The sequence below is a fragment of the Geomicrobium sp. JSM 1781026 genome (genome assembly GCF_041949955.1).
Taxonomy (GTDB): Bacteria; Bacillota; Bacilli; order Bacillales; family Marinococcaceae; genus Geomicrobium_A.
In genome coordinates this window covers 108,068-130,639 of the sequence record NZ_JBHFQF010000005.1, presented here as the reverse complement: position 1 = coordinate 130,639, position 22,572 = coordinate 108,068, and the positions used below count along the sequence as shown (strand labels likewise).

Annotated in this window: 28 protein-coding genes, 1 tRNA gene and 1 riboswitch; of the genes, 8 read left to right on the top strand and 21 right to left on the bottom strand. The window is 42.9% G+C overall.

Translation table 11 applies throughout. The features are described from left to right. Nucleotides 1–55: 55 nt before the first annotated feature. The 5 genes from ACE1TF_RS10380 to ACE1TF_RS10360 all read right to left on the bottom strand — a co-directional run bounded on the left by ACE1TF_RS10380 (nt 56) and on the right by ACE1TF_RS10360 (nt 2,870). Nucleotides 56–241: an NETI motif-containing protein gene (locus tag ACE1TF_RS10380; protein WP_042399910.1), complete on the bottom strand. Its 186-nt coding sequence runs from the start codon at nt 239–241 to the stop codon at nt 56–58. Next, nucleotides 242–778, bottom strand: coding sequence for a DUF2179 domain-containing protein (locus ACE1TF_RS10375; RefSeq protein WP_042428357.1), 537 nt, complete (start codon nt 776–778; stop codon nt 242–244). 107 nt (nt 779–885) lie between these two features. Further along, nucleotides 886–1,398 carry an isoprenylcysteine carboxyl methyltransferase family protein gene (locus ACE1TF_RS10370; protein WP_052363710.1) on the bottom strand — a complete coding sequence of 171 codons (513 nt, stop codon included), beginning with the start codon at nt 1,396–1,398 and terminating at the stop codon, nt 886–888. Further along, nucleotides 1,395–2,465: a type III polyketide synthase gene (locus ACE1TF_RS10365; protein ID WP_375016507.1), complete on the bottom strand. Its 1,071-nt coding sequence runs from the start codon at nt 2,463–2,465 to the stop codon at nt 1,395–1,397. The genes ACE1TF_RS10370 and ACE1TF_RS10365 overlap by 4 nt, the downstream gene beginning before the upstream one ends. Nucleotides 2,466–2,579: 114 nt before the next feature. Continuing rightward, nucleotides 2,580–2,870: a hypothetical protein gene (locus ACE1TF_RS10360; protein WP_042399904.1), complete on the bottom strand. Its 291-nt coding sequence runs from the start codon at nt 2,868–2,870 to the stop codon at nt 2,580–2,582. Nucleotides 2,871–3,206: 336 nt separating this feature from the next. On the opposite strand from ACE1TF_RS10360, the gene ACE1TF_RS10355 reads away from it, so the two are divergent. Beyond that, complete coding sequence (locus tag ACE1TF_RS10355) at nt 3,207–3,953, top strand: polysaccharide deacetylase family protein (protein ID WP_375016505.1); 747 nt, start codon at nt 3,207–3,209, stop codon at nt 3,951–3,953. Between the two features lie 1,254 nt (nt 3,954–5,207). On the opposite strand, the gene queF is transcribed toward ACE1TF_RS10355, so the two are convergent. From queF to ACE1TF_RS10330, 5 genes are all read right to left on the bottom strand, one after another. Further along, nucleotides 5,208–5,705, bottom strand: coding sequence for a preQ(1) synthase (queF, locus tag ACE1TF_RS10350; RefSeq protein ID WP_375016502.1), 498 nt, complete (start codon nt 5,703–5,705; stop codon nt 5,208–5,210). A gap of 22 nt (nt 5,706–5,727) precedes the next feature. Further along, the gene (queE, locus tag ACE1TF_RS10345; protein WP_375016500.1) at nt 5,728–6,444 is read right to left on the bottom strand and encodes a 7-carboxy-7-deazaguanine synthase QueE; all 717 of its coding nucleotides are present in this window, start codon (nt 6,442–6,444) and stop codon (nt 5,728–5,730) included. Next, nucleotides 6,441–6,866 (bottom strand): 6-carboxytetrahydropterin synthase QueD, encoded by a 426-nt coding sequence (gene queD / locus ACE1TF_RS10340; RefSeq protein WP_042399902.1) that lies wholly within the window; start codon nt 6,864–6,866, stop codon nt 6,441–6,443. The genes queE and queD overlap by 4 nt, the downstream gene beginning before the upstream one ends. Beyond that, nucleotides 6,866–7,528: a 7-cyano-7-deazaguanine synthase QueC gene (gene queC, locus ACE1TF_RS10335; protein WP_042399899.1), complete on the bottom strand. Its 663-nt coding sequence runs from the start codon at nt 7,526–7,528 to the stop codon at nt 6,866–6,868. The genes queD and queC overlap by 1 nt, the downstream gene beginning before the upstream one ends. Before the next feature lie 112 nt (nt 7,529–7,640). Beyond that, entirely contained in the window at nt 7,641–7,976 is a 336-nt protein-coding gene (locus ACE1TF_RS10330) for a hypothetical protein (protein ID WP_042428345.1), read from the bottom strand. A gap of 159 nt (nt 7,977–8,135) precedes the next feature. Here ACE1TF_RS10330 and ACE1TF_RS10325 point away from each other — a divergent pair, with 159 nt between their 5' ends. After that, nucleotides 8,136–8,906, top strand: a complete 771-nt coding sequence (locus tag ACE1TF_RS10325; protein ID WP_042399895.1) for a class I SAM-dependent methyltransferase — start codon at nt 8,136–8,138, stop codon at nt 8,904–8,906. Between the two features lie 15 nt (nt 8,907–8,921). Here the strand turns inward: ACE1TF_RS10325 and ACE1TF_RS10320 are convergent, their stop codons facing one another. Next, nucleotides 8,922–9,524 (bottom strand): FMN-binding negative transcriptional regulator, encoded by a 603-nt coding sequence (locus ACE1TF_RS10320; RefSeq protein ID WP_042399893.1) that lies wholly within the window; start codon nt 9,522–9,524, stop codon nt 8,922–8,924. Nucleotides 9,525–9,598: 74 nt separating this feature from the next. Between ACE1TF_RS10320 and ACE1TF_RS10315 the strand changes: the two genes are divergently transcribed. From ACE1TF_RS10315 to ACE1TF_RS10300, 4 genes are all read left to right on the top strand, one after another. Then, nucleotides 9,599–10,042 carry a nuclear transport factor 2 family protein gene (locus ACE1TF_RS10315; protein WP_375016496.1) on the top strand — a complete coding sequence of 148 codons (444 nt, stop codon included), beginning with the start codon at nt 9,599–9,601 and terminating at the stop codon, nt 10,040–10,042. An 83-nt stretch (nt 10,043–10,125) separates the two neighbouring features. After that, nucleotides 10,126–10,200, top strand: a tRNA-Ala gene (locus ACE1TF_RS10310). Between the two features lie 91 nt (nt 10,201–10,291). Next, the gene (locus tag ACE1TF_RS10305; RefSeq protein ID WP_042399891.1) at nt 10,292–10,624 is read left to right on the top strand and encodes a tRNA-binding protein; all 333 of its coding nucleotides are present in this window, start codon (nt 10,292–10,294) and stop codon (nt 10,622–10,624) included. Nucleotides 10,625–11,053: 429 nt separating this feature from the next. Next, nucleotides 11,054–13,036, top strand: coding sequence for a serine hydrolase domain-containing protein (locus tag ACE1TF_RS10300; protein WP_375016494.1), 1,983 nt, complete (start codon nt 11,054–11,056; stop codon nt 13,034–13,036). Nucleotides 13,037–13,321: 285 nt separating this feature from the next. Here the strand turns inward: ACE1TF_RS10300 and ACE1TF_RS10295 are convergent, their stop codons facing one another. Further along, entirely contained in the window at nt 13,322–13,642 is a 321-nt protein-coding gene (locus ACE1TF_RS10295; RefSeq protein ID WP_375016492.1) for a hypothetical protein, read from the bottom strand. An 81-nt stretch (nt 13,643–13,723) separates the two neighbouring features. Here ACE1TF_RS10295 and ACE1TF_RS10290 point away from each other — a divergent pair, with 81 nt between their 5' ends. Further along, nucleotides 13,724–14,188 carry a hypothetical protein gene (locus ACE1TF_RS10290; protein WP_375016490.1) on the top strand — a complete coding sequence of 155 codons (465 nt, stop codon included), beginning with the start codon at nt 13,724–13,726 and terminating at the stop codon, nt 14,186–14,188. A gap of 308 nt (nt 14,189–14,496) precedes the next feature. Here the strand turns inward: ACE1TF_RS10290 and ACE1TF_RS10285 are convergent, their stop codons facing one another. The 4 genes from ACE1TF_RS10285 to ACE1TF_RS10270 form a co-directional block, all read right to left on the bottom strand. After that, nucleotides 14,497–14,967: a superoxide dismutase family protein gene (locus ACE1TF_RS10285; protein WP_375016488.1), complete on the bottom strand. Its 471-nt coding sequence runs from the start codon at nt 14,965–14,967 to the stop codon at nt 14,497–14,499. A gap of 121 nt (nt 14,968–15,088) precedes the next feature. Continuing rightward, nucleotides 15,089–16,396 (bottom strand): NCS2 family permease, encoded by a 1,308-nt coding sequence (locus ACE1TF_RS10280; protein WP_375016486.1) that lies wholly within the window; start codon nt 16,394–16,396, stop codon nt 15,089–15,091. 82 nt (nt 16,397–16,478) lie between these two features. Beyond that, nucleotides 16,479–16,580, bottom strand: a riboswitch (purine riboswitch). 107 nt (nt 16,581–16,687) lie between these two features. Then, the gene (locus tag ACE1TF_RS10275) at nt 16,688–17,380 is read right to left on the bottom strand and encodes a DsbA family oxidoreductase (protein ID WP_375016484.1); all 693 of its coding nucleotides are present in this window, start codon (nt 17,378–17,380) and stop codon (nt 16,688–16,690) included. Nucleotides 17,381–17,441: 61 nt separating this feature from the next. Then, nucleotides 17,442–18,023 carry a GNAT family N-acetyltransferase gene (locus ACE1TF_RS10270; RefSeq protein WP_375016482.1) on the bottom strand — a complete coding sequence of 194 codons (582 nt, stop codon included), beginning with the start codon at nt 18,021–18,023 and terminating at the stop codon, nt 17,442–17,444. A 227-nt stretch (nt 18,024–18,250) separates the two neighbouring features. On the opposite strand from ACE1TF_RS10270, the gene ACE1TF_RS10265 reads away from it, so the two are divergent. Then, nucleotides 18,251–18,550, top strand: a complete 300-nt coding sequence (locus ACE1TF_RS10265) for a hypothetical protein (RefSeq protein ID WP_375016481.1) — start codon at nt 18,251–18,253, stop codon at nt 18,548–18,550. Between the two features lie 666 nt (nt 18,551–19,216). Here the strand turns inward: ACE1TF_RS10265 and ACE1TF_RS10260 are convergent. From ACE1TF_RS10260 to ACE1TF_RS10240, 5 genes are all read right to left on the bottom strand, one after another. Then, on the bottom strand, nt 19,217–20,308 hold the full coding sequence (locus ACE1TF_RS10260; protein WP_375016480.1) for a response regulator aspartate phosphatase: 1,092 nt from the start codon (nt 20,306–20,308) through the stop codon (nt 19,217–19,219). 201 nt (nt 20,309–20,509) lie between these two features. Then, nucleotides 20,510–20,947, bottom strand: a complete 438-nt coding sequence (locus ACE1TF_RS10255) for an NUDIX domain-containing protein (RefSeq protein WP_375016478.1) — start codon at nt 20,945–20,947, stop codon at nt 20,510–20,512. Nucleotides 20,948–21,235: 288 nt separating this feature from the next. Then, the gene (locus tag ACE1TF_RS10250; RefSeq protein ID WP_375016476.1) at nt 21,236–21,952 is read right to left on the bottom strand and encodes a class I SAM-dependent methyltransferase; all 717 of its coding nucleotides are present in this window, start codon (nt 21,950–21,952) and stop codon (nt 21,236–21,238) included. Between the two features lie 43 nt (nt 21,953–21,995). Then, nucleotides 21,996–22,364: an HAD hydrolase-like protein gene (locus ACE1TF_RS10245; protein ID WP_375016474.1), complete on the bottom strand. Its 369-nt coding sequence runs from the start codon at nt 22,362–22,364 to the stop codon at nt 21,996–21,998. 11 nt (nt 22,365–22,375) lie between these two features. Further along, nucleotides 22,376–22,498: a hypothetical protein gene (locus ACE1TF_RS10240; protein ID WP_375016472.1), complete on the bottom strand. Its 123-nt coding sequence runs from the start codon at nt 22,496–22,498 to the stop codon at nt 22,376–22,378. Nucleotides 22,499–22,572: the final 74 nt, after the last annotated feature.

Here is a 22,572-nt window from a genome sequence, read left to right as displayed (position 1 = left end):
TACATAAAAGCTGATCTGAACTTATCTTGAAGACAAGCTCAGATCCGTTGAACATCTAATCTTTAGCGACCGCCTCAAACACAATCTTTTGCGCTTTAACGGTTACATTTTGTTCACGATCTTCTGTAAAGATTGGCTTTTCTATTCGCTTTACCGGTCGATAGCCTTCTTCGTCAATTCTCGCTAAACAATCACCAATCGTTTCATTGTCTACAACTTCAAATGTTTTCTTTCGGGCCATTTATCTTCGCAATCCTTTCACCCAGAACCCGCCGAAAAATGCTTTTGGCTCATGGGAAATGATAAAAGCTTTAGGATCAAGTAACTTCACTGTATCATAAAGTAGCTTCTCACTTCGACGAGAAGTCAAAATCTCCATCATTAACCGTTCGCCTTCTCGTCCGTATGCCACCCAGTTGGTTACTCCGTAGCCTTTATCACGCAATTGGTTAGGAATGTCTGGCTCGTATTCTTTCGTGATGACGTTCACTGTAATGTAGCCTAGGGCGAGCTTTTCTTCAATCTTCATGCCTACAATCACACCAATGCCGTACCCGAGTGCATAGGCCGTCACGTGAAAGACGGACGTCATGTTATCCAAAACGATGCCTAAACCGGTCACGTAAACGACAATTTCAAACATCCCTGCACTTGCTGCTAGTAGTTTCAAGTTTTTCAAGGTTAAGATTAAACGAAGCGTTAACAAACTAACGTAGACAATATTAATCGCAAATATAATAAAAACGACACTCCACGCATGTTCCATTAACTCATTCATTCGGCGGCGCCCCTTACCCCCTAAGTTTTCATTTCCGCCAAAATATATCATGAAATGGAGCAAACGGATAGGGGATAAAAAACGCTATTTCCGACAAGGAGCGACGTTTATTTCTTCGGGATTCCAAGTGCCTCTTCTTCTTTCGGAATTCGCACAAAGTACAAGAACAAGAAATTCAGCACCGAGAAAACCGCCATCGTAATGTACGCTTGAAAAATCAGTGGGAGGATGAGGATTTCAAGAATGACAACCACATAGTTCGGATGCTTCAAAAACCGGTACGGTCCTTCTGCCACTCGCTCCCCGTCAGGAACAACGAGGATTTTCGTGTTCCAAAAACGGCCTAATGTCAACAACACCCATAACCGTAATCCTTGTATGGCAAGAAACACGAGAAGTAATAGCTGCCATACCGGGGAGAGAGGAAACCCTCGCCAGAACACTTCACTGATTAAGGTTACGAGAAATAACACGTGCATGCCTACCATATATGGATAGTGCCGGGCTCCGTATTCGATCGCACCTTCGTCTTTAGTCAGTCGCTCATTTCGTTTCGCAACTTGAAGTTCAACGACACGTTGGAATATGACCCAACTCATCACAATGAGAAATAAAATCATCGCTCTTCTCTCCATTCAACCCACAATAATTCAGAACAAAATCCTGGGCCAAGTGCCGTCACCAAACCTTGTTCTCCCGCTGTCGGTCCACGATCGATAATCTCTTTGAACACGTAAAGTACTGTAGGTGAGCTCATGTTGCCATGATTTCTCAGCACCTCTCTTGCTGGCTCGGTATGTCCGCTAGGTAGCTGCAGCGATTGTTCATACGCCGTGAGAACTTTTTTGCCCCCTGGATGCGCGACGAACTGATCGATATTCTCTTTTGAGCGGTCAATGGCGGATAGAAAGCTACTCACATTCTCATCTAACCAGTCGGTCACAATCGAAGGGATGTCTCTTGAAAAAACGACATGCAATCCGGTATCACTTACGTCCCACCCCATCACCCGTAAAGAATCAGGCATGAGCGTCGACCTCGTATGTGTAATGACAGGCACATGCGTATGCCGGGACTTCACTTTCTCCCCTTGCATTAATACACAAGCGACCCCATCAGAGAACAAAGATGTGCCGATCAGATTACTTTTGCTTTGATCGTTCGGTTGAAATGTCAAACTACATAGTTCAATACAAAGAATGAGCACTCGCGCCTCTGGAAATGCACGGCAATACTCATATCCGCGGGACAGCCCAGCAGCACCTCCTGCACAACCTAACCCCCAAATTGGAATTCTTTTTGTGTGTGGACTCATGTTTAGCCGATTCATAATTCTTGCATCCAAAGACGGGGTAGACACCCCCGTACTTGTTACACAAAAAATGGCATCGATCTCAGCATCGTCTACCTGTGCGTCTTGCAAACACTTCGAAATCGCTTTATGCCCAAGATCAACAGCTTTTTCTATGAACGTATCATTTTTCTCTCCGAATGAATGGGCTTCAGAATACCAATCGATCGGCATGACAAACTGTCTGTTCACAATGTCACCATTATCAAACACTTGCAACAGTCGATCGATATCTTTATACCGATCTTTAAATATCCGTCTAGCAAACGATGCAATCTCTTTTTGAGATACATTGTTCTCGGGCATTACCGTTGCAATCGCTTCTATTTTCGACAACCTCTCCACCTCAATGCGCATGACTTTATTCTAAGCATCACCAAAAGTGGAAGATTTATGTACAAAAAAATAAAGGGCATTGCTGGTGGTCAATGCCCTTCATCTATTGTTCTATTATACTTCGTCGTCTTCTTCGTCATCATCTGCGCCAAGTGGATCTTCATCGTCTTCCTCACCTAGCGGATCTTCGTCTTCTTCACCTAATGGATCTTCGTCATCTTCACCGAGTGGATCTTCTGCAGGCTCATCTGCTGGTTCATCCATTGGCTCATCGTCGAGACCATCTTCTGCAGGCGCTTCATCAATGCCACCTTCTGGCTCTTCTGGGGCATCTTCCCCGCATGCTGCTAACATACCTACTGAAAGGATTGCCGATAGTGCTCCGTATAGAAGTTTTTTATTCATGATCAAACACTCCTCATTCGATTCGTATTGGCTAACCTCTTGTTGTTAGCTGTGAATATCATATCAACGAAACCAGCCTTCGCCTAGAGGTTCTGCGGATTTTTGATTTTGCTTTACTTTTTCTCACAATACTGACATCTGTATGCAATCAAAACGATACATCGCAATCCCTCCATTCGCGGGAATGCTCCCGTTGTGTCAAGCCCCTGCCCCGTTGTGCCCTCTATTATCTGTTACGAGTGTAACCTCCCATTAATCTTTAATTCGAGAGTAATCCCCCCTCAACCAGGGCATACTCCGAGGGTACACATAACTTTCTTTGAAAGGATGAAATGATTGAAACGTACATGGATCACCTTAATGGCGCTTCTTCTGTGCGCAATTCCTACTATTGTAAACGGGCAAACTGACGAAGCAAGACAAGGAGAGACACTTCCTGAACTTGCAGATGCATACCCAGGTGTGATTTTGATAAGAGGCAACCCTGATACGAATCAGATTGCATTGACCTTTGATGATGGCCCTGATCCCCGTTTTACAGAAACCGTGTTGAATACACTTGAAGACTACGGAGTACAAGCTACATTCTTTGTCATCGGTGAACGAGCCGAAGCAAATCCTGACTACATTCGCCGCATTCAAGAAGAAGGTCATGAACTTGGAAATCACACGTTCTCCCACCCTAATTTGACGGATTTAACTGCCGATCAAATGCAAACTGAAATTGAGCAAACAGATGAGATCATCGAACAACTCGTCGGCTATCGACCTACACTCTTTCGCCCGCCGTATGGCATGATTCTCGATTCACAAATGGAGCGTCTCGAACAAATGGGCAATTACGCGGTCGGCTGGACGGTTGATCCAAACGATTGGCAAGAAATTTCTGCAGAAGAGGTGACAGAGCGAGTACTAGCAGACACGACCGCAGGCGGGGTTATTCTGCTGCACGATGGCGTAGATGAGCCATCTCTCACGGTCAATTCACCTGAAGCCTTAAACGAATTGATTCCAAGACTTCAACAAGCCGGCTTTCAGTTTGTCACAGTTGCAGAATTGTTCGAAGTGTCGAATGAGAAATAAGTGAAACGCTGATTAGCGATATAGTTTATGAGCTTTTTCATAAAAAGCATAAGGCAACATCAAGTATATCTATACCGTTTATAAACGGTAAGCTAGTTGTAGTGTTAGTGGCGAAATGTGATGACGTCGAAGCTCACGGTCTGTGCCGCACAGCACGATACTCATATTTGTTCGGAAACAAAAAAGCTTATCTTCATCTATAAAAGGACGCGCACCGCTTGCGCATTGATTTTCATTGAGGACAAGGTCGATCACTCTCTGTAACTCTTTATGCAACCATTCCGGGGATGGATGATGGACCCCCGCTTCAGAACCCGACTCTATGAAGCAATCGACCAGATCGTAAACCGAAATGCATTTTAACGCCAAAAGAAAACGCACGTGACGCAGCGAATAATAGTGCCATCGCTTTTATATCGTTGAGGTGGTGTTTACTCATAACCACCTCTAGTTGTAAAGAATTTAGGTATATTTAGGAGATCGGTGATCTATATAGGATGAACTTAAGATTTTCCTAATTACACAGTTTGTTGTTGCTTTCCAATTTAGGCGGATACTTGCACTCCAGAGCACAAGGGCAACATGGTGCTGTCTCTACTTTGGATGGATGCTCGATATTGGTAATTTCCAGGAGACCGGCGATCTAGATCACCTCCCGGAACCATCTAGATCAATTGAACGTAAGGTTTTCCTGATTTGCGCTGTTGGGTTGGAGGAGGAGGAGCGCGGTGCTAGTTTGCCTAGTTTAACGATTTTGGCTCTCATTTTGCTAAACTCCTGCGCAGTTTGTTCCAACTTGCGCGCAGATTCCAGGCTGATGTGCCAACGACACGTCGGCCCCGCCGGGGCCGAAACAAAACCGGACTCGGTTCGGCGCGGCTCGCGCCGACAGTATGTGGGTACTTCGGGGCGGGGATGTACACATGACCTTTTGATTTGTTACCGAGTTTGCTCATTCTGTTCCCTAGTTTATGAGAATATATCGCTTTTCCTGCGATTTTCACCAACTTGAGAACAGTTCGGTCGCAACTCCAGCACAGTTTCCACTTTGCCAAGCTCACCATTGGTCCTTGAAGAAATATGTTAGTGCAACTAATCTAGACGCCGCCGACTTCCAATATCCTCTAAATGAGTCTAAGCGCAGAAACTCAAACAATTATAGCAGTGCGACCGGTCTGTGCCGCCTATCCCCCCTATACAACAGCACACCTAACAAAAAACGCACACGGCGCTTGGCCGTGTGCGTTTTTACATTTAGCGGTTGGTAATCGTTTCCGGATAAAGATCATGGTATAACAAACGTTGTTCTGCCATGTTCTCGAACTTCGTACCCGGTTTGCCATAATTCACATACGGGTCAATCGAGATGCCACCTCGCGGCGTAAATTTCCCCCATACTTCTATATAACGAGGGTCCATTAACTCAACGAGATCGTTAACGATGATGTTGATCGCATCTTCATGGAAATCTCCATGATTACGAAAACTAAACAAGTATAATTTTAACGATTTGCTCTCGACCATCTTTACGTCAGGGATATAGCTAATATGAAGCGTAGCAAAATCCGGTTGACCTGTGATCGGGCATAACGTCGTAAATTCCGGGGTGTTAAACTTCACGAAATAATCCCGGTTTTGATGTTGATTCTCAAACGTCTCAAGAACTGCTGGATCATACTCAAAAGAATATGCGGTCCCTTGATTCCCAAGCTGTGTGATTTCTGGTAAGTCTTCTTTTCCTCTGCCAGCCATGGAGATGCTCCTTTATTTCAAATTACACGCCTTGCTTGTTGCCCCAAATGAGTGCATGGATTTGCGGCAACACACGCACATTGTTCAGCTCTCTGTCTTCCATTACGGTGTCTACAAGCCATTCATAACGATGAAGCAAGTGGTCCCGAAGTTTCTCAGGTTGATTCTCGTGCAAATCGTCATTACCGACTTGCAAATAAAAAGGCATGTGCGGATACCGTTGATGTACCTGTTTCGCATACGCCAAATCTCCATCGTTAAAGATCACGACTTTGAGCGATTGCGAACCTTCACTTCGCGATGATAACCGCTCAACAAACAAGTCCAACTGCTCGAAGTTCGTAACCATGGTCGAACTCGGCGGCTTTGGTGAGATGGTCACATCGTCAATACTGAGGAGCCAGTCTTGCCAGTAACTCCCTTGGGTTTCCACCGCAGTTTGAATTCCTCGATCTGTAAGAAGTTCTACGAGCTCACCAATGCCTTTATGGAGCGCTGGGTTTCCACCAGAAATCGTTACATGATTATAACGATCTCCACCGGTGTCGTCCAAACGTTCCAACACACTTTCTGCCGATAGCGCTTCTGCCTTTTGACTGCCATCCCACGTAAATGCGGAGTCACACCACGAGCAACTATAATCACACCCACCTGTACGAACGAACATCGTCTTTTGCCCTGCAACCATACCCTCTCCTTGAACCGTCGGCCCAAAGATCTCTAATACAGGAATTTTCATCGATGCTCCTCCTGTTTCGGACGATAAATCGCATAGCTTGTTGGGGTTTCCCTCACGATGACTTGCAGACAAAACGGTCGGTGCGCCTCTTTAGACAAAAGTTCATCGACTTGGTCCCAAATGACACTTGCCACAACTTCTGTCGTCGGTATACCTGCCTTGAACTCCGGATGTTTATTAAGAAGTGAATGGTCAAAACGACCATGCACTTGTTTTTTTAGTTCCTTAAAATTTATTAAAAATCCAGTGCTGTCAAGCTCATCTCCAGCAACGGTCACATTTACAAAATACGTATGTCCGTGCATTTCTTGGCAAATGCCGGCACTCGGATCGTCAATAAAATGCGCAGCAGCAAAGTGCATATCTTTATTCAACTCATAACGATAGTCATGTTGTACTTGCGGGTAAAACTGCTGAAGCATTAGCGATCACTACCTTTACGCTCGAGATACTTGTTTAGCCCAAGTTGTCTTAACTCACATGCTGGACATTCGCCACACCCATCACCTTGAACACCGTGGTAGCATGTTAATGTCCGCTCACGTACATAATCGAGCCTACCTAAATCATCCGCTAACTTCCACGTTGCTTCTTTATCCAGCCACATGAGAGGAGTATGAATAACGAAAGTGTCGTCAATCGCAAGGTTTAGCGTTACATTTAAAGATTTAACAAACCCATCACGACAATCAGGATAGCCACTATAATCGGTCTCACACACACCTGTAATGATATGATTCGCCCCACGTTGCTGACCGAAAATCGTAGCAAACGTTAAGAAAAGCAAGTTACGGCCTGGCACAAACGTGCTCGGTAACTCACCCTCTCCTCCATCAGTCACATCAATATCTGAACGAGTGAGTGCATTCGGAGCAAGTTGGTTCAACAGATCCATATCAAGAATATGATGCTCGACGCCTACGTCTTTCGCGATCGCCTTTGCGACATTCAATTCTTCACTATGACGCTGACCATACGCAAACGTAACCGCATAGACCGTTTCAAAACGCTCTAATGCCCAAAAAAGACAAGTTGTACTATCTTGTCCACCACTAAATACGACGACTGCTTTTTCACGCTTCATCACATACCCCTCCTTTCTATCAGTAAAATAGTCAATCTATATTATCATACAGGTATTTTTCATAAAAATAAAGACGTATGCGACCCTCATTTTTGTGACAGTTTCTCCCACGTTACCTTTGAATTTCATAGCGGTCGACGATTTCTAAGAGCTGCTCTTGATCTGTAGAAATCGGTGTAATTCTTTCCACTTGGCGATCATTTTGAGCAACATGGATGACAAAGTACCCCGCACCGTTATGAGCTAAATAAAACGTAGGGTTGCCTGATGTATATCGTGTGCCTGTTCCGAGATACTGGTACGTATAATACTGCCAATTTGATTCCTCAAAAATACTCGCTTCTAGCGCCCGTTCTTGATGGACCGTAGAGATATAGTGAATCGGAACGTACAATAACAACATCGCAAGCAGCATACCGGTGATCCAATAGATGGGTGTCTGTTTCACTAGTAACTCCTCCTAAACCGTATCTCGTACACTCTATGTCGATGTCTACTAGATTAGAACGCGTATCCGTTTCAGTTTTTGTCGGATTTCTTTGCATCATTTCTATTGGCTTTTTCGTAGATTTTCCATATACTATGTAATTAAAGAGGAGTGGTGTTCATGAACGCAAAAGTATGGGATCCTTCCCTTTATGACGATACAGCTGCCTACGTTTCCAGGTATGGCAAAGACTTATTAGAAGAGTGGTTAGCTCCTAAAAAAGGGGAAACCATTCTTGACCTTGGCTGTGGTACGGGCGAACTCGCTGACCGCATTACCCAACTCGGCGCAACCGTTCACGGAATTGATTCATCTAGCTCTATGGTTGAAACGGCGAAGGCAAAGTATCCAAACCTATCATTTGAAGTAGCCGATGCGAAAGAATTCAAAGTCGACCAGCCTGTTGACGCTGTTTTCTCAAATGCGGCGCTTCATTGGATGACCGAACCCGATCCAGTACTTCAATCGGTATCTAAATCACTAAAGCCAGGTGGTCGCTTTATTGGAGAGATGGGTGCTCAAGATAACATCGCAACCATTATCGCCGCTGTGAATATGGCTTTTGTAGAGATTGGGCAAGAACCGATGCCGACGATTTTCCCATGGTACTTCCCGAGTTTAGGAGAGTACACGTCTCTACTAGAGAAGCACGGTTTTGTTGTAGAAAAAGCTGTCTACTTCAATCGTCCGACACCGCTCGTCAACGGTGCAGAAGGACTGAAGATTTGGATGCAAAACTTTGCTGATCCACTTTTACAACCTCTCGAACCTGAAATTCGTGAAGAAGTGTTAGAACGAACTATACAGTTTGCTGAACCGGCACTTCGTGACGGCGACCAATGGTATGCCGATTACGTTCGCCTACGTTTTAGTGCATATAAAGAAGAATAACCTGAACATATCAGGTTATTCTTCTTTATTTTTCTCGTTTTCCTTCATTCGCTTCGCGATCTGTTGGTCATCTTCTCGCTCAGATTGTTGCAATTTCGCAATCACACGCCGCTGGCGATCTCGTGAATGGTTTTGGCTCAGCTTAGATTTACCTTGCAATTCTGTTATTTTCATTTTAAAGCCAACAACGCCTTTTTTCATGCCTTCAATATAGTCACTGTCTTCCAGAAAAGTGTCTTCATACGTGAGCACGAGTTGTTTTAATGCGTCATGCAGCTCATCATCTCGCAAGTATTCCATCGTTCCATACACATGTACGCTCTCATAATTCCATGTAGACACTGCTTTTTGGGTTTCATACCATGAAGAAGAAATATAGCTGTGTGCACCGAGGAAAATTGCGAGTGCACGCTGCCCTTCAATCGTTTTCCATTGATGATTGGCTCTTGCAAAGTGCCCGATCAAATGCGCTTTGTTTTCATCTAGAATGAGCGGTACGTGTGTCGCTTCAGGTATACCGTCTACATCGAGTGAAACGAGAGAAGCAAACGGATATTGCTGCACAAAAGCATAGACTTCATCTTCATCCTTCATTGCAAAATGCTTAGGAATGTACATGGCCACCTCCCGAGTGTAAGATTCATTACAATCATATCGCGTTTAAACCATATATCCAATAAGGAGGAAACACCATGAATGAACAAACAATGTTAGACCGCGCAAACGAATTATTCACGAAGTATGAACAAGCTTTCAACGGGGCACTGAATGGCGAGATAGATATGCATCACTTTGCGTCATTTTATACAGATTCTTTCATCGCTGCCAACCCGAATGGGGTAATGACCGGGGATAACGATGAATCACTTCAAAAAAATATGAAACAAGGCTATGAATATTACCGATCAATCGGCACAAAAGCGATGCAATGCTTACACGTCAAACTGAACATCATTGATGCTCATCACGGGGTTGCTCACACCGAGTGGCAAGCGAGTTATGTTGTAAACGAAAAGACCATTCACGTTCCCTTTCGTGCCAACTATTTGCTGCAATTTCAAAAAGGAGAACCGAAAATTTTCGGTTGGATTACCGGGGATGAATCGGAGTTGTTGCACAAGTACGGTGTTATTTGAGTGAAGAGACTCGCTATTTTTTGTACTCTCTTGACGAAAAATAGCGAGAGCTGTTATATTAATATAGGTTCATACATAAACGCGGGGCTGTAGTTCAGGGGGAGAACGCTTGTCTGGCAGACAAGAGGTCGAGGGTTCGAATCCCTCCAGCTCCACCATACATAGTGACTAACGCATCTTTTCGTACAAAACGAGAAGGTGCGTTTTTTATTTTACTAAGGTAGACTAGAGAAAAAGGAGTGGATGATTGTGGCTACCATTGATGACTTTCAAGTTTTAGACATTCGAATTGGAACAGTAAAAACCGCTGAGCCATTAGCAAAAGCAAAGGTTCCAGCCATTGCAATGAGCATCGATTTCGGTGACGAGATCGGTATCAAACATTCTAGCGCCCAAATAACAAATCGCTATGAACCTGAAGCGGTCATCGGAAAACAAGTGACCGCCGTCGTCAACTTTCCACCTCGAAAGATTGCTGGCTTCACCTCAGAAGTGCTTGTCCTCGGTGCCGTTCCAGGAAAAGGTGATGTCATTCTCTTATCTCCTGATGAACCTGTCGCCAATGGCACATCGATTAGCTAGCCATCTGTCAATAAACTGACTCAACCGAGTCAGTTTTCTTTTAACCTCAAGGTTCCATCAGGGCCGCATATAAATCTAAGACTTCACGAGCGCTACAAAGTTAGGATCTGCTTCCAATATCGCGTGTTTGGAACTAGACGTCTATTGATTGGAAGCAAACGTGGGGAAAACGTTCATATGCGACTGAATCTGCTTCCAATAGCGGTTCTTTGGAAACAGCTAGTCGATCTAACCGAACCACCCACTCAGCAACTACACGCTCACAAGTCACTCCCCCCACACCCGAATCACCGATGCATGATCTGATTATCGTCCCGTATCCTCGGACCTGTTTTTCAAAAATACTCTTCCTGCTGATTGACGTTCTCAACTTCCTGTGTGTAAATATTAAGAATAGTATTTACAATTTATGTAGAAAAGGGGAATTCGATGAAGCACCTACTCATATTATGTTCGACTTTGCTCATTGCTTTTGCTCCGCTCACAGCCGACGTTCAAGCGAACTCAGCCACAGTAGACACCGCGCAACAAACGACCGAACCGACAAAGGTATCTGACGTACAACTTCTCATTGAACATCTCAAACGTCACGACGGGTTCGTGGATGCACGCGTACATAATGATTTACAGCGTCAACTCGTCGTCATGCGCATGATGATTGACCCAAATGATACCGATGCACTCACCGAAGCGATGCTCGCTTTCAAAGATGACCTTTCGCTTTACCACGCTCAAAACCGAATGAGTACGACCGCTTACGAGCTTCTCAGAAAAAAAACCGCTCACTATTTGTTGCGAGATGAAACACCGATTGCCACTTTTGATCAAGATTGGCAGAACCGCAACACATCACACACTCTCGCTTATCACCCACCCGAAGAAGCAGGATTAACCACCTCATTTATTGATGAGATTGATTCGATCGTCCACGCTGGAATGACAACCGATCAGCTATTCCCTGGTGCAGTCACTCTTGTAGGAAAAGACGGGAAGATTGTTCAACATGAAGCCTACGGTGATGCCTATCGATTTGACGCTGACGGAGAAGAGTTACCTTCAGACGAAAAGATCTCGATGCAGACGGATACGATCTTTGATCTCGCTTCTTTAACGAAAACATTTACAGCAACAGCCGTCATGCAACTCGAGGAACGAGGGCTGGTGTCGATTCATGACCCGGTAGCCAATTATCTTCCTCAGTTTGGGACTAATGGCAAAGAAGAAGTGACGATCAAGCAATTACTCACACATACATCTGGTGTACCCGCTTCCATTCAAACGAGCCAATACGATACGGTTGACGAAATGTGGGATGCGATCCTAGAAATTGAACTGATTAATATTCCTGGCACGACGATGGTTTATAGCGATGTAAGTATGCTCGTTCTCGGTAAACTTATTGAGGAAGTATCATCTGAACCACTTGATGCGTATATTCATGAGCATATTACAAAGCCCCTTGGGATGAACGAGACGATGTTCAATCCTCCAGAAGAGCTACTCGGGCAAATTGCTCCGACTGAATACACCGACGAGCGCGGCCTTGTATGGGGCATTGTGCATGACGAAAAAGCAGATGACCTCGGTGGCGCAACTGGTCACGCCGGGCTATTCAGCACCGCCTATGATTTGGCGGTTTTTCTGCAAATGCTTTTAAATGGCGGAACGTATGATGATGAGCAAATCTTGCAGCCAGAAACGGTGGGGCGAATGATGCGAAATGAAATCGTCCGAGAAACCCACATCGGTCAAAGTCTAGGCTGGAACGTTGATCGAGGTTGGTTCATGGGTGGGTTATCTTCCCCATCTGCGGTCGGCCACACCGGGTTCACCGGTACAACATTTGTCGTGGATCCGATTACGAACAGTTTCGTCATCTTTCTTTCCAACAGAGTTCACCCGACGAGAGATGAAGGGTCAATCAATACCGTCCGTCATGACGTCGCACAACAAGCGGCTCGTGCAATACCCGTATCTGCACCAAGCGGTGAACCGGCATGGTATTCTGGTTACACACGAAACGCGAGCCATACCCTCTCCTTTTCCATCGATGCGACAGATCATGATGCCATAACATTTGATACGTGGTTTCATATTGCCAATGACATTGAACGTGACTACGGAATCGTTGAAGTATCCGATGATGACGGTGAAACGTGGCAACCATTGTCTGGTCGGGTCAACCGAGACGACACACAAAACACCATTCATCGCGGATGGGTAGGATCAACCAAATGGGAATGGGTATCCGCAAACTTTCCAATTACCGATTACTCAGGACCCATCGACGTCCGCTTTCGTTATGAAACGAGCGAATCAAATGGCAGAGGTTGGTACATCGATCAAATAAGTGCAGATGAAAATGCGATTACAGATTTCGATGCGTTTGGCTGGGTGTTGGAGGATGACTAGACAGACCCTTAATGATTATAATTTCAGTCCTAGTAATATAATTAATTTTTAACAGTAGAGTTTAATTTTTGATGGGTACGTATTCTGAAGGGTAAGCATTCATTGTTGTAATCCTAAATACCAAGCTTATTCAATAGATTACCCGCGCAATAACACAACTTCAAAATCTTTTATAAAACTAGCCTGTTTGCCTATTCCTATTAGGCCAGCAGGCTATCTGTACTTTCCTTAACGGTACATCATTTTTATCATTCGATTGTGTGCCTAACACAATATCGCCAGTTATTATTTTTGTGTACTTCTTTCTTTTGCAATCTTTCTATAAGAATCTATCTTACTTTCCAAGTACCTCTCTAAATGTAACTTTATAAAGCTTGCTTTTGCATCAGCTGTTAATACCGACCAGTTATTCGTTTGAATAATATTATACGTATACTTAGCTTTTAAGAAATCATATTCTGATTGAGTCACAACCTCTACATTTACAGGTTCCAAACAATTATTATCTCCTGGAACGACAGTGAAATTAAAAGAGTGAGTAGACTTAAACCCATATTCATTAATAGGATTACCGCCACCCTCAATTGAAAGATTGCGTATCTTCATATTCAGTCCTCCACTAAATAAAATGTTTATTTTTCTGAAAAATGGGTATTATCATTATAATCTTAAATAAGGAGTGATTTTATGAAAGTGATTTTACCCATTGTAACATTACTGTTCGTTTTTTTACCAGTCACGGTTGACGCAAATGATTTTGGCGATTATGCAGGCGACTTGAACACAATGCAACCAATGATTGATAAACAGAGCGACGATTCATTTCCACTAGCTATCGAGAGCGTTTGGGGCGATTGTTTTGTGTTCCTAGATGAATTAACTTGTCAATATGAAGTCACAGATGACAGATCCATCTGGCATGCAAATATTTTCTTTGAAGTCGAAGAAGAAGTTCAAGGGAGTTTCGAATTTCTAAGAACCGAACCACATCACACAACCGGAGTTGGAAATACCGCAGACGGCGAGAGAACCATTGACGTTCCAAATGGCACTTACCGAATTTCTATGTACGGAAATGTAGAATATCACGATGGGGAATACGATGAATTTGAAATTAGAACAATCGCAGACAGCGTCACTTTAGGTGATTGATAAAATAATATTTATTCTCCATAGATGATTGTAGGTACACTTGCAATATTGGATGAAGATATCAAGAGTTTAATTACACTTGATATCTTCTTTATTTAATAAACTTGCTATTATAACAGCAGTCCAATCAGAAAATGTAAATTGCTCACTGCTGACAAAACTTTTTTACATGCCTAAAACTAAACAAATTCATTTCACCTAGTCATATGATGCTTTTTAAAAACTTGAGGATCTATCCTTCTTAAGTAACGTCTTAAAACATAGTTAAACTCCCGAGCTGAGTATCAATGACCATTACTTAAAAGCGCTCACCCTTCAACCGTGCCACACGCAATTCGAGCACCTGATCTTTCTAAAACGAGGGAAGAACCTGCTGGCAGCACAGGATTATTTATCGAACCCTCTATTAGACTAGCGTGTTCGGCGACGATCGAATCGCTGTACCGACCATCGTTGTCGGTACGGATGTTCGGCAATTCCCCTGCCACTGACGATGATTCATGGTCGGGGTTCCAATACGCACCTGCGGATTGAAACTCCGGTGCATCGCATGCTGCATACTCATGAAAATGAAATTCGTAATTTGTGTTTGGGCGTAAACCCGACACACTTACGTGCACACGCACGCCTGCGTCATCAGGTTCCAAATAGACAAGCCCCATCGGAATACCCTCCCGGTCAACGAGTTGTGAAGTGACCGGATCACTTGCCTCCACCGGAACAGTTGATTGAAATAGTACCGCAGCAATCATCGCTAAACCCCATACTACTTTCTTCAATACAAACACCTTCTCTTCTACTGAACTGCTCCCATTTTCCCCAAACAAAGCCATTCCCATGCACACAAAAAACACTGCACAGCGTCACGGGGACACGGTGCAGTGTTTATCGTCATCCATGCTATAAAAAGAACAGATATCCGACAAAGATGAAGAATAGTCCATACATGATCGGGTGAACATTTTTTCCTTTTCCAGCAAGAACCATTGTAATCGGATAGAACATAAAGCCGAGTGCAATTCCGCTTGCAATGCTATACGTTAGTGGCATACCGACAACGACGAGAAATGCAGGAATGGCAACTTCAATTCGGTCCCATTCAATAAGTCTCAGTGACGATGCCATTAGTACGCCGACAATGATGAGGGCTGCGGCTGTAACATGGGACGTGACAACTTCAAGAAGTGGCGAGAAGAACAAAGCCACTAAGAAAAACCCTGCCGTCACAATGGCGGTGAAACCGGTTCGCCCCCCTGCAGCGACACCGGCTGAAGATTCTACATAAGCTGTCGTCGTTGACGTACCGAGAATCGCACCGATAGACGTTGCAGAAGCGTCAGACAGTAACGCTCGGCCAGCATTTGGAAGCTTGTTATCTTTAACAAACCCCGCTTGTTGGGCAACGGCATAAAGCGTCCCCGCTGTATCAAAGAAATCAACGAATAAAAACGTAATTACGACAATCGATAATTGCAAAATCATTTCCGTTGTCCACTGCACTTCCCCTAAGTGCGTAAACGCTGCCCCAAAAGTCGGAGCGAGACTTGGAATGCTACTAATAATTCCAGACGGCGGTTGAATTAAGCCAAATAGTATACCCGCAATCGCTGTAGCGACCATTCCATAGAACACACCGCCACGTAGCTTCAACACCATGAAGCATGCTGTAATAACAACCCCGAACATCGCAAGCAGTGTGTAAGGGTTCGATAAATCTCCGAGACTAACGAGCGTCGCTTCATCCAATACGATAATATCGGCATTTTGCAGGCCAATAAAAGCGATGAACAAACCAATACCTGCACCCGCAGCATATTTCATTTCCGAAGGGATGGCGTTAATAATCACTTCACGAATCTTAAAGAGCGTAATAATAAGAAAAATAATTCCAGATAAAAATACGCCAAACAAAGCAATTTGCCAATCAATACCCATGCCTAGTACGACGGTATAGGCGAAGAACGCATTCAATCCCATTCCTGGAGCCAATGCGATCGGATACTTGCCCCACAGCCCCATAATAAAGGAACCAATCGCTGCAGCAATGGCCGTTGCAACAAAAACTGCATTGGCGTCCATGCCCGCATCACCGAGGATAAGAGGATTCACAGCCAATATATAAGCCATCGCCAAAAATGTTGTAAAACCTGCGAGCGTCTCTCGCTTATAACTCGTTCCATGCTCTGCAAAATTAAAATAATTCTTCAACGGACTGTTCCCCCTTAAGAAAACCCATAAAAAAAGTCGTTGCCCCGATTGGCAATACGACCGAAAATGACTTGCACAAGTAGTGCAGACATATACCGATCATAGTCAAGACATTTACGGTGTCTTGGTAGAGACTTACAAGCCATATTCTTGTGGTTATATGAGGTATCTTGTATTCTTTTGTACAATATTATTCTACCAACGTTCCATATCGCTTGTCAACGAAATCCGAACAATATCATTCGATGCGGATAATATGTTCGTAAATAGAAAAAGCAGCCGGATGGCTGCTTAACACGTTTCATCTGAACAAGCGTCCCCTTGCTTCACAACATTTAGAGGACTCGGCTTCTCTTCTGCTTTCACTTTGTTTAACACTTCCAAAAAGGCCTCAGGAGGTTGAGCGCCTGAAACGGCATACTTTCTATTAAAAACAAAGAACGGAACCCCTTGAACGCCAAGCTCCGCCCCTTCGCGAATATCTTGCTGCACAGCTTCTTTATATGCGCCGCTCGCCAATATATTTTGGACAGCTTCTTTTTTCAACCCAACTTCTTCCGCTAACCGAACAAGCTCTTGTTCTTCGCCAATATGTTTTCCTTCAATAAAGTACGCATGCAATAGCTTTTCAGTCAGTTCATTCATCTTCCCGTGTTCTTTTGCATAATGTGTCAAGCGGTGAGCCGCTTCAGTATTCGTCGATTGGACGAGATCCAACCGATAATTCAAACCAACTTCTTCCGCTTGTGCAGCTACTTGTTGCTGCATCGCTGCCATCTCTTCAACAGACTTGCCATATTTTTTCGCGAGCTTCTCATTCATCGATTCAACGGAATGTTTCGGAGCATCCGGTTCAAGCTGAAAGCTCTTGAATGTCACATTCACATCGTTTTTCCCTTCAAAATCCTCCAAAGCCATTTCGAACTTTCGTTTCCCTATATAACAAAACGGACAAGCAATGTCCGACCAAACTTCTACGTTCATCGTTAACGCCTCCTTCTCGTAACAGCGTAATGCATTTTTTCTTGAAGCACAAAACCTTTGCTCATGTTGCTCGCTTCATATACTGCCTTTCTGAATAGCCTAATGTTTTTTGCACGTGCTTATTTTCTTTAACGGCGTGGTATTTATAAAAACCAAGGTCCGTATATACCGAAATCGCCGCATCGTTCGTATCCACGACTTCGAGTACATATTCCATATTGTTTACGTCCTGCATTAGAACATTCATTAACGCATGGGCCACCCCTTTTCTACGATGTTCAGGGTGCGTGGCAACGTCCTCGATATAACATTGGTCATCGGCTAATCGTATCGGTTTTCGGTTCATCGAGATCCAACAGAGGTATCCTTTCCACATCCCAAATGAGCGAATCGCATGTCGCAGTGATAAGACTTGCGAATAAGATGTCGACGTTGAATAGACAGCCAATCCGATCACCTTGTCATTTTCTATCGCCACATACACTTGCTCTCGTTTAAATGTCGGGGCAATCGCTTTGATTAATTGTTCATCCGTTCGATTCAGAAACACCAAATCACGATGAAATGAAATGACCAAAACTGCTACGGCCTCTTGCAGAAAACGTTGATTCAATCTGTCCAGCCGCTCAATAAAATACGCCATACACCTCACCCCTTCATCGCCAACGCGTTGCGCCCATCCCTTATCAATTACGAACGTACCACTCTCCAATGAACAGTTCCATGTTCTTCCATTATACCCATTCGCATACGCATATGTACATTTCAATTGGAAGGGTAGAGGGTGATTTAACCCATTAGCAATCGCTTATATATTTCCATTGCTCGTTTAAATCAATCCAATTATAATGAAGAAAAGGAGGTTGACTGATGGAGAAAAACAATGACTTTCAACAACTTTTTGACTTGATGACTGACACAAGAACAACGATGATCACTCAATTTGATCTTATGCATAAGAAATTTGAGGAAATAGACAAAAGATTCGACCGTGTGGAAGATCGCTTAGATCGAATTGAAAACGAACAAACCGCTCTTACGAAACGTGTTGGAAATGTAGAAGTTGCCCAACTCGACATGAATGCCCGTATGCTCCAAGTAGAAGAGAGTAACGAGAACGTCGCTACCGCTCTTCAAGCCATTTCAAAAGTGTTGAAGCAAACGTTATAATGATAAAGGTTAGCTAAACACTCTTACAGAAACTCCTGCTTTCAGCGCAGATCGAATTATTAGCAGATATACCCGACTTGTACCCTTTATGTTTTACTAACTTCCCGATCATTCCCTCCGCCTTTTAAACAACCATATACACTACTAGCTTGCATTCAATGCACTCGCGTTATCAAAACATAAACACTTCTCTTAGGCATGGTCCATTTATTTTGCGGCTTGAATGAAAGACCATTATCCCCAAACCTCTATTTTGAACGTGCATACCTATCCTAGTATTTATGTAATCAACACTAGGATAAACTATATAATTCATGAACTTCAGTTCCAAAGTTCCGCTCTAGCGTCGTACACGCCATAATCAATACGAAAAAGCGCACTAGCCACCTTCACCGTAGGATTTAAACACTCCCTCCACTGAAAACGACGTTTGCGCGCATTACTTTTTTGGCATCATTTTTCTATTTTCATCTCATCATCCATACCGAATTGTACAACTCACCAACTTTAACTTCTTTCAATGTAGATAACGACCTGATCGTATTACTCTACATCACCTTTAACGTGACGAGAAACGTAGTCTCCACTATTTACCTATGTGATTGTACCAAAATCATTGACGGTAAAAATTAATATCACGAACGTTAATTCAATAAATTATTTTTTTCATATGTTAACTATTCCCATATAAGTTTGTTCAATACTAGTGTTCTTAGAGATTTCCATGAACTTCAATGCCTGATCGTATGCTTTCTTATCGTTGAATCGATTGGACACTTCTTCAGTCACCTCTCCTTTTTGAAAATACAAGTTATTCTGATCAAAGACTTCTATTCCTTTATCAACAAGATCAATGTTAATGTCTTCAAATGCATATAGTCCTCTTGTCACCATACATCTGCCTATATATTCATTCAAATCACAAGATCGGAATTCTTGCTCGACTTCATTCAGTAGTAACAAACCTTTTTCTATATCCCCAAGTTTTAAATAGATGTTCGCTAAATTGTATTTCGTCTTTTCACCTACGATTGTTTGACTTTGGTTACCCGTATGAAGTGCATCATAAAACGAGTGTTTAGCCACCTCGTAGAAACCTTGCCTATATTCGTGCAACCCTCGATTTCTCAATACTAAAGAGTTCATATAAGGATAGGGAGCACTAAGTTCTAATGTGTGTTCAAACAATTGGCTCGCTTTATGAAATGATTTCGCCTCTGATTGTATACACGCCATTAAAACTAAGCAGTTCGTCCGTCTTCTTTGATGGTTATCACTTGTTTTAAAAATCTCGTACGCTTCGTTAATATAGTTCATTGCAATGATATTTTGGTCTATTCGGTACAGACTCGCTCCAAACCTATAGTAAAATTCAGCTTGCTCATAACGATTTGCTTTATGCAAAGACTTCTCTGCTACTCGATAATGCTTTAGTGCGATTTTATAATTGTCTTGATTAAAGTGTATAAAACCCTCCATATAATGGTATAGGTACTCCAGTACACGATCCGTCTCAGTAATTGCATAAATACTTTTTAATTCTTTTTGCTTCACTGGTCGATGAATAATCTCACCAGTAGTAACCTTATGTCTGAAATCGACTAAATGAAAATAGTCTTTTACTTGCTTAGAAGTTTCCTTACTACTCAACAGGTCGCAAACTTCAACTCGTTTATCTGCTGCACCACGGAGGTCAAAGTTTGATAGTAAGCGAAACCATTCACCAATTTCTTTTATAATAGATTGGTCATTCGTCACTACATCCACAACCTTTCAAGGTGAAGATTATCATCCACAAACATATGTATAGTAATTATATATTATATTTTTAATAATTAGATATATTCCATTTAAAATAAATACAATGCGACATAATATGACAAATTCTTCATTAGTTAACGAGCATCATCCTTTTATGAATGCTATTAGGTTTGCTCCTTTTTAATTTCTTCATGACAGCTATTTATTGTAAAGATGTCCAAGGTACTCTCCTAACTCACCACCTAGTTTAATCTTTTGATTTTCTTCAATATCGATCCATCTGTAATGGTATAGCCAACCGTTATCAATGCCGTCGCTTTCCACGACGACAGAGAATTCATCAGGACAAGCTTCTGTTAGAGTGAGTAAATAATAGTGTCTCGTAATCATTACCTGTTTCGTTGCTAAATAATACTTATGAGAGCCTAAATATTCATTCATTTCAACCGCTTTTAATTTAGACTCTTCATCAATCTCACGCAGTAGGCACTGCTCCAACGTTTCATCGTCTTCTAACGTTCCTCCTGGAACTTGAATTCCGTATGACTCTACACCTTCTTCAATCATCGTTAGTAATTGAAACTTGTTCTTTTTATTTCTCGTAATATAAGCTGTTGTTTTCGTTACTGTTTTCATTTTTACCACCTCTACTTTCCAATGCTCCCTGAAATAATCAACGACAGGGGCAGTTATGAATAAAACGTCAGTGAGCTAAATTTATGTATACCCTTTCTTAGATCTGACGTAGTGGGATCTAATGAACAAGAAAGTAAAAAGTCCAAAAACGGTGAGATTGTTTGCTTCGTTATTGATGGTTTTTTAGATGTAATCTCTTTGGTAACACCTGAGTTTGTGAAAATGTTGATGACCAAATTCATCATTCCTACTATTACAAACTATGGTCAATTAGCTAGAATCTTAGCCCTACTTTATGCTATGAAAAACAAACGCTTTCGTTTCCACTCCTGCTGCTTTCCAGTCAAAGTCACCATAAACTTGCACCTGTGCGAAACCAGCTTGCTCTAGCGAATGTGTAATCTCTTCCTCCGTGCGAAATATTAATTGCATTTTTTCATGCACAAGAATTTCATCTGTTTTTACATGTTTAACCGTTTCATAAAACGTATACACACCGTCAACAAAACCATCGTACGCTGTCCATATTTCAAGCTGGTCCCCTGTAGCCTCGTCTACTGCCCGGTCAGGGGTTTGGTCTTGTTCCCACACTTCCCATGCTTTTGCGCTCGGGTTACGCGTATCAAAGAGAAAATATCCACCTGGTTTTAAAGAGCGGTACACGTCGGCAAGCGTTTGTTGCCAGCTTTTATCCGTTAAAAAGACTTGTGCTACATTTGCCGTCATGATGACAGCGTCAAACATCTTTGATGGTAGCGTGGCGCTATCTCCAATCATCCAGCTTATTTCGGCGGCATGTTCTTTTTCCTTCGCTAAAGCAATCGCTTCAGCATTCGGATCTATTGCGGTTACATCGTGGCCAGCTTTTGCTAGGTGGATTGTAAACCGTCCTGTGCCACAGCCTACATCGGCTACTTTCTTAGGCTGTACCTTTTTCAATAACTGTAAAAAGAATTCATCGTGTTTTCCCCACTGATTAATTTGATCATATACGAGTGGAATCATCTACTTAGCACCTTTTCCCTTCTTTAGAATCCAATCTACGGCATCAAGCAAGTGCTCTGCATAATAGTCCAGCCTCTGTCTCTAGCCAAGTCTGACGATAATCACTTTTTGAGCGCTCGCCCAAACCTGTTGCCACTACTATCTTGTAAGCCCCCACTTTATGTGCAGCTAACATATCCGTTGAACCTACATCTTCGATAATGACGGTCTTTTTGAGATCTAAATGATATTTTTGTTTAGCCTCTAGAAGCAAGCCAATCTCAGGTTTATGACATCCGCACCGTTCAGTTGGACTATGAGGACAAATAAACGAATCATTAAAGCCCAGCTCGTCAAATTCCATTTGAAAGTCCGCTATTGTTGCCTCACCCTTACTAATCCGGTGCTGATTCGTTAGAGCAAATAGCTTCACGCCGTGATCTTTTAGCTTTTTAGCGCTCTTCTTGTGAATGGATACGGCGAAAAATCATTTGGGTGGATAAAATGACCCGTTCCACCCATTGTCCCGTCTCGATCAATGAATACAGCTTGTATCTCTTGGAACATACATCCTCCTCCATTACAATCACACGATTTCTCCTACAACGTCATAATAATTGGACCATACATTTTAAAATAAG

What these genes read in the sequence shown, in the direction of transcription:
- ACE1TF_RS10380 (WP_042399910.1), bottom strand. Translation starts at nt 241, where the DNA reads ATGGCCCGAAAGAAAACATTTGAAGTTGTAGACAATGAAACGATTGGT.
- ACE1TF_RS10375 (WP_042428357.1), bottom strand. Translation starts at nt 778, where the DNA reads ATGAATGAGTTAATGGAACATGCGTGGAGTGTCGTTTTTATTATATTT.
- ACE1TF_RS10370 (WP_052363710.1), bottom strand. Translation starts at nt 1,398, where the DNA reads ATGATTTTATTTCTCATTGTGATGAGTTGGGTCATATTCCAACGTGTC.
- ACE1TF_RS10360 (WP_042399904.1), bottom strand. Translation starts at nt 2,870, where the DNA reads ATGAATAAAAAACTTCTATACGGAGCACTATCGGCAATCCTTTCAGTA.
- queF (WP_375016502.1), bottom strand. Translation starts at nt 5,705, where the DNA reads ATGGCTGGCAGAGGAAAAGAAGACTTACCAGAAATCACACAGCTTGGG.
- queE (WP_375016500.1), bottom strand. Translation starts at nt 6,444, where the DNA reads ATGAAAATTCCTGTATTAGAGATCTTTGGGCCGACGGTTCAAGGAGAG.
- queD (WP_042399902.1), bottom strand. Translation starts at nt 6,866, where the DNA reads ATGCTTCAGCAGTTTTACCCGCAAGTACAACATGACTATCGTTATGAG.
- queC (WP_042399899.1), bottom strand. Translation starts at nt 7,528, where the DNA reads ATGAAGCGTGAAAAAGCAGTCGTCGTATTTAGTGGTGGACAAGATAGT.
- ACE1TF_RS10325 (WP_042399895.1), top strand. Translation starts at nt 8,136, where the DNA reads ATGAACGCAAAAGTATGGGATCCTTCCCTTTATGACGATACAGCTGCC.
- ACE1TF_RS10320 (WP_042399893.1), bottom strand. Translation starts at nt 9,524, where the DNA reads ATGTACATTCCTAAGCATTTTGCAATGAAGGATGAAGATGAAGTCTAT.
- ACE1TF_RS10315 (WP_375016496.1), top strand. Translation starts at nt 9,599, where the DNA reads ATGAATGAACAAACAATGTTAGACCGCGCAAACGAATTATTCACGAAG.
- ACE1TF_RS10300 (WP_375016494.1), top strand. Translation starts at nt 11,054, where the DNA reads ATGAAGCACCTACTCATATTATGTTCGACTTTGCTCATTGCTTTTGCT.
- ACE1TF_RS10295 (WP_375016492.1), bottom strand. Translation starts at nt 13,642, where the DNA reads ATGAAGATACGCAATCTTTCAATTGAGGGTGGCGGTAATCCTATTAAT.
- ACE1TF_RS10290 (WP_375016490.1), top strand. Translation starts at nt 13,724, where the DNA reads ATGAAAGTGATTTTACCCATTGTAACATTACTGTTCGTTTTTTTACCA.
- ACE1TF_RS10275 (WP_375016484.1), bottom strand. Translation starts at nt 17,380, where the DNA reads ATGAACGTAGAAGTTTGGTCGGACATTGCTTGTCCGTTTTGTTATATA.
- ACE1TF_RS10270 (WP_375016482.1), bottom strand. Translation starts at nt 18,023, where the DNA reads ATGGCGTATTTTATTGAGCGGCTGGACAGATTGAATCAACGTTTTCTG.
- ACE1TF_RS10265 (WP_375016481.1), top strand. Translation starts at nt 18,251, where the DNA reads ATGGAGAAAAACAATGACTTTCAACAACTTTTTGACTTGATGACTGAC.
- ACE1TF_RS10255 (WP_375016478.1), bottom strand. Translation starts at nt 20,947, where the DNA reads ATGAAAACAGTAACGAAAACAACAGCTTATATTACGAGAAATAAAAAG.
- ACE1TF_RS10250 (WP_375016476.1), bottom strand. Translation starts at nt 21,952, where the DNA reads ATGATTCCACTCGTATATGATCAAATTAATCAGTGGGGAAAACACGAT.
- ACE1TF_RS10240 (WP_375016472.1), bottom strand. Translation starts at nt 22,498, where the DNA reads ATGTTCCAAGAGATACAAGCTGTATTCATTGATCGAGACGGGACAATG.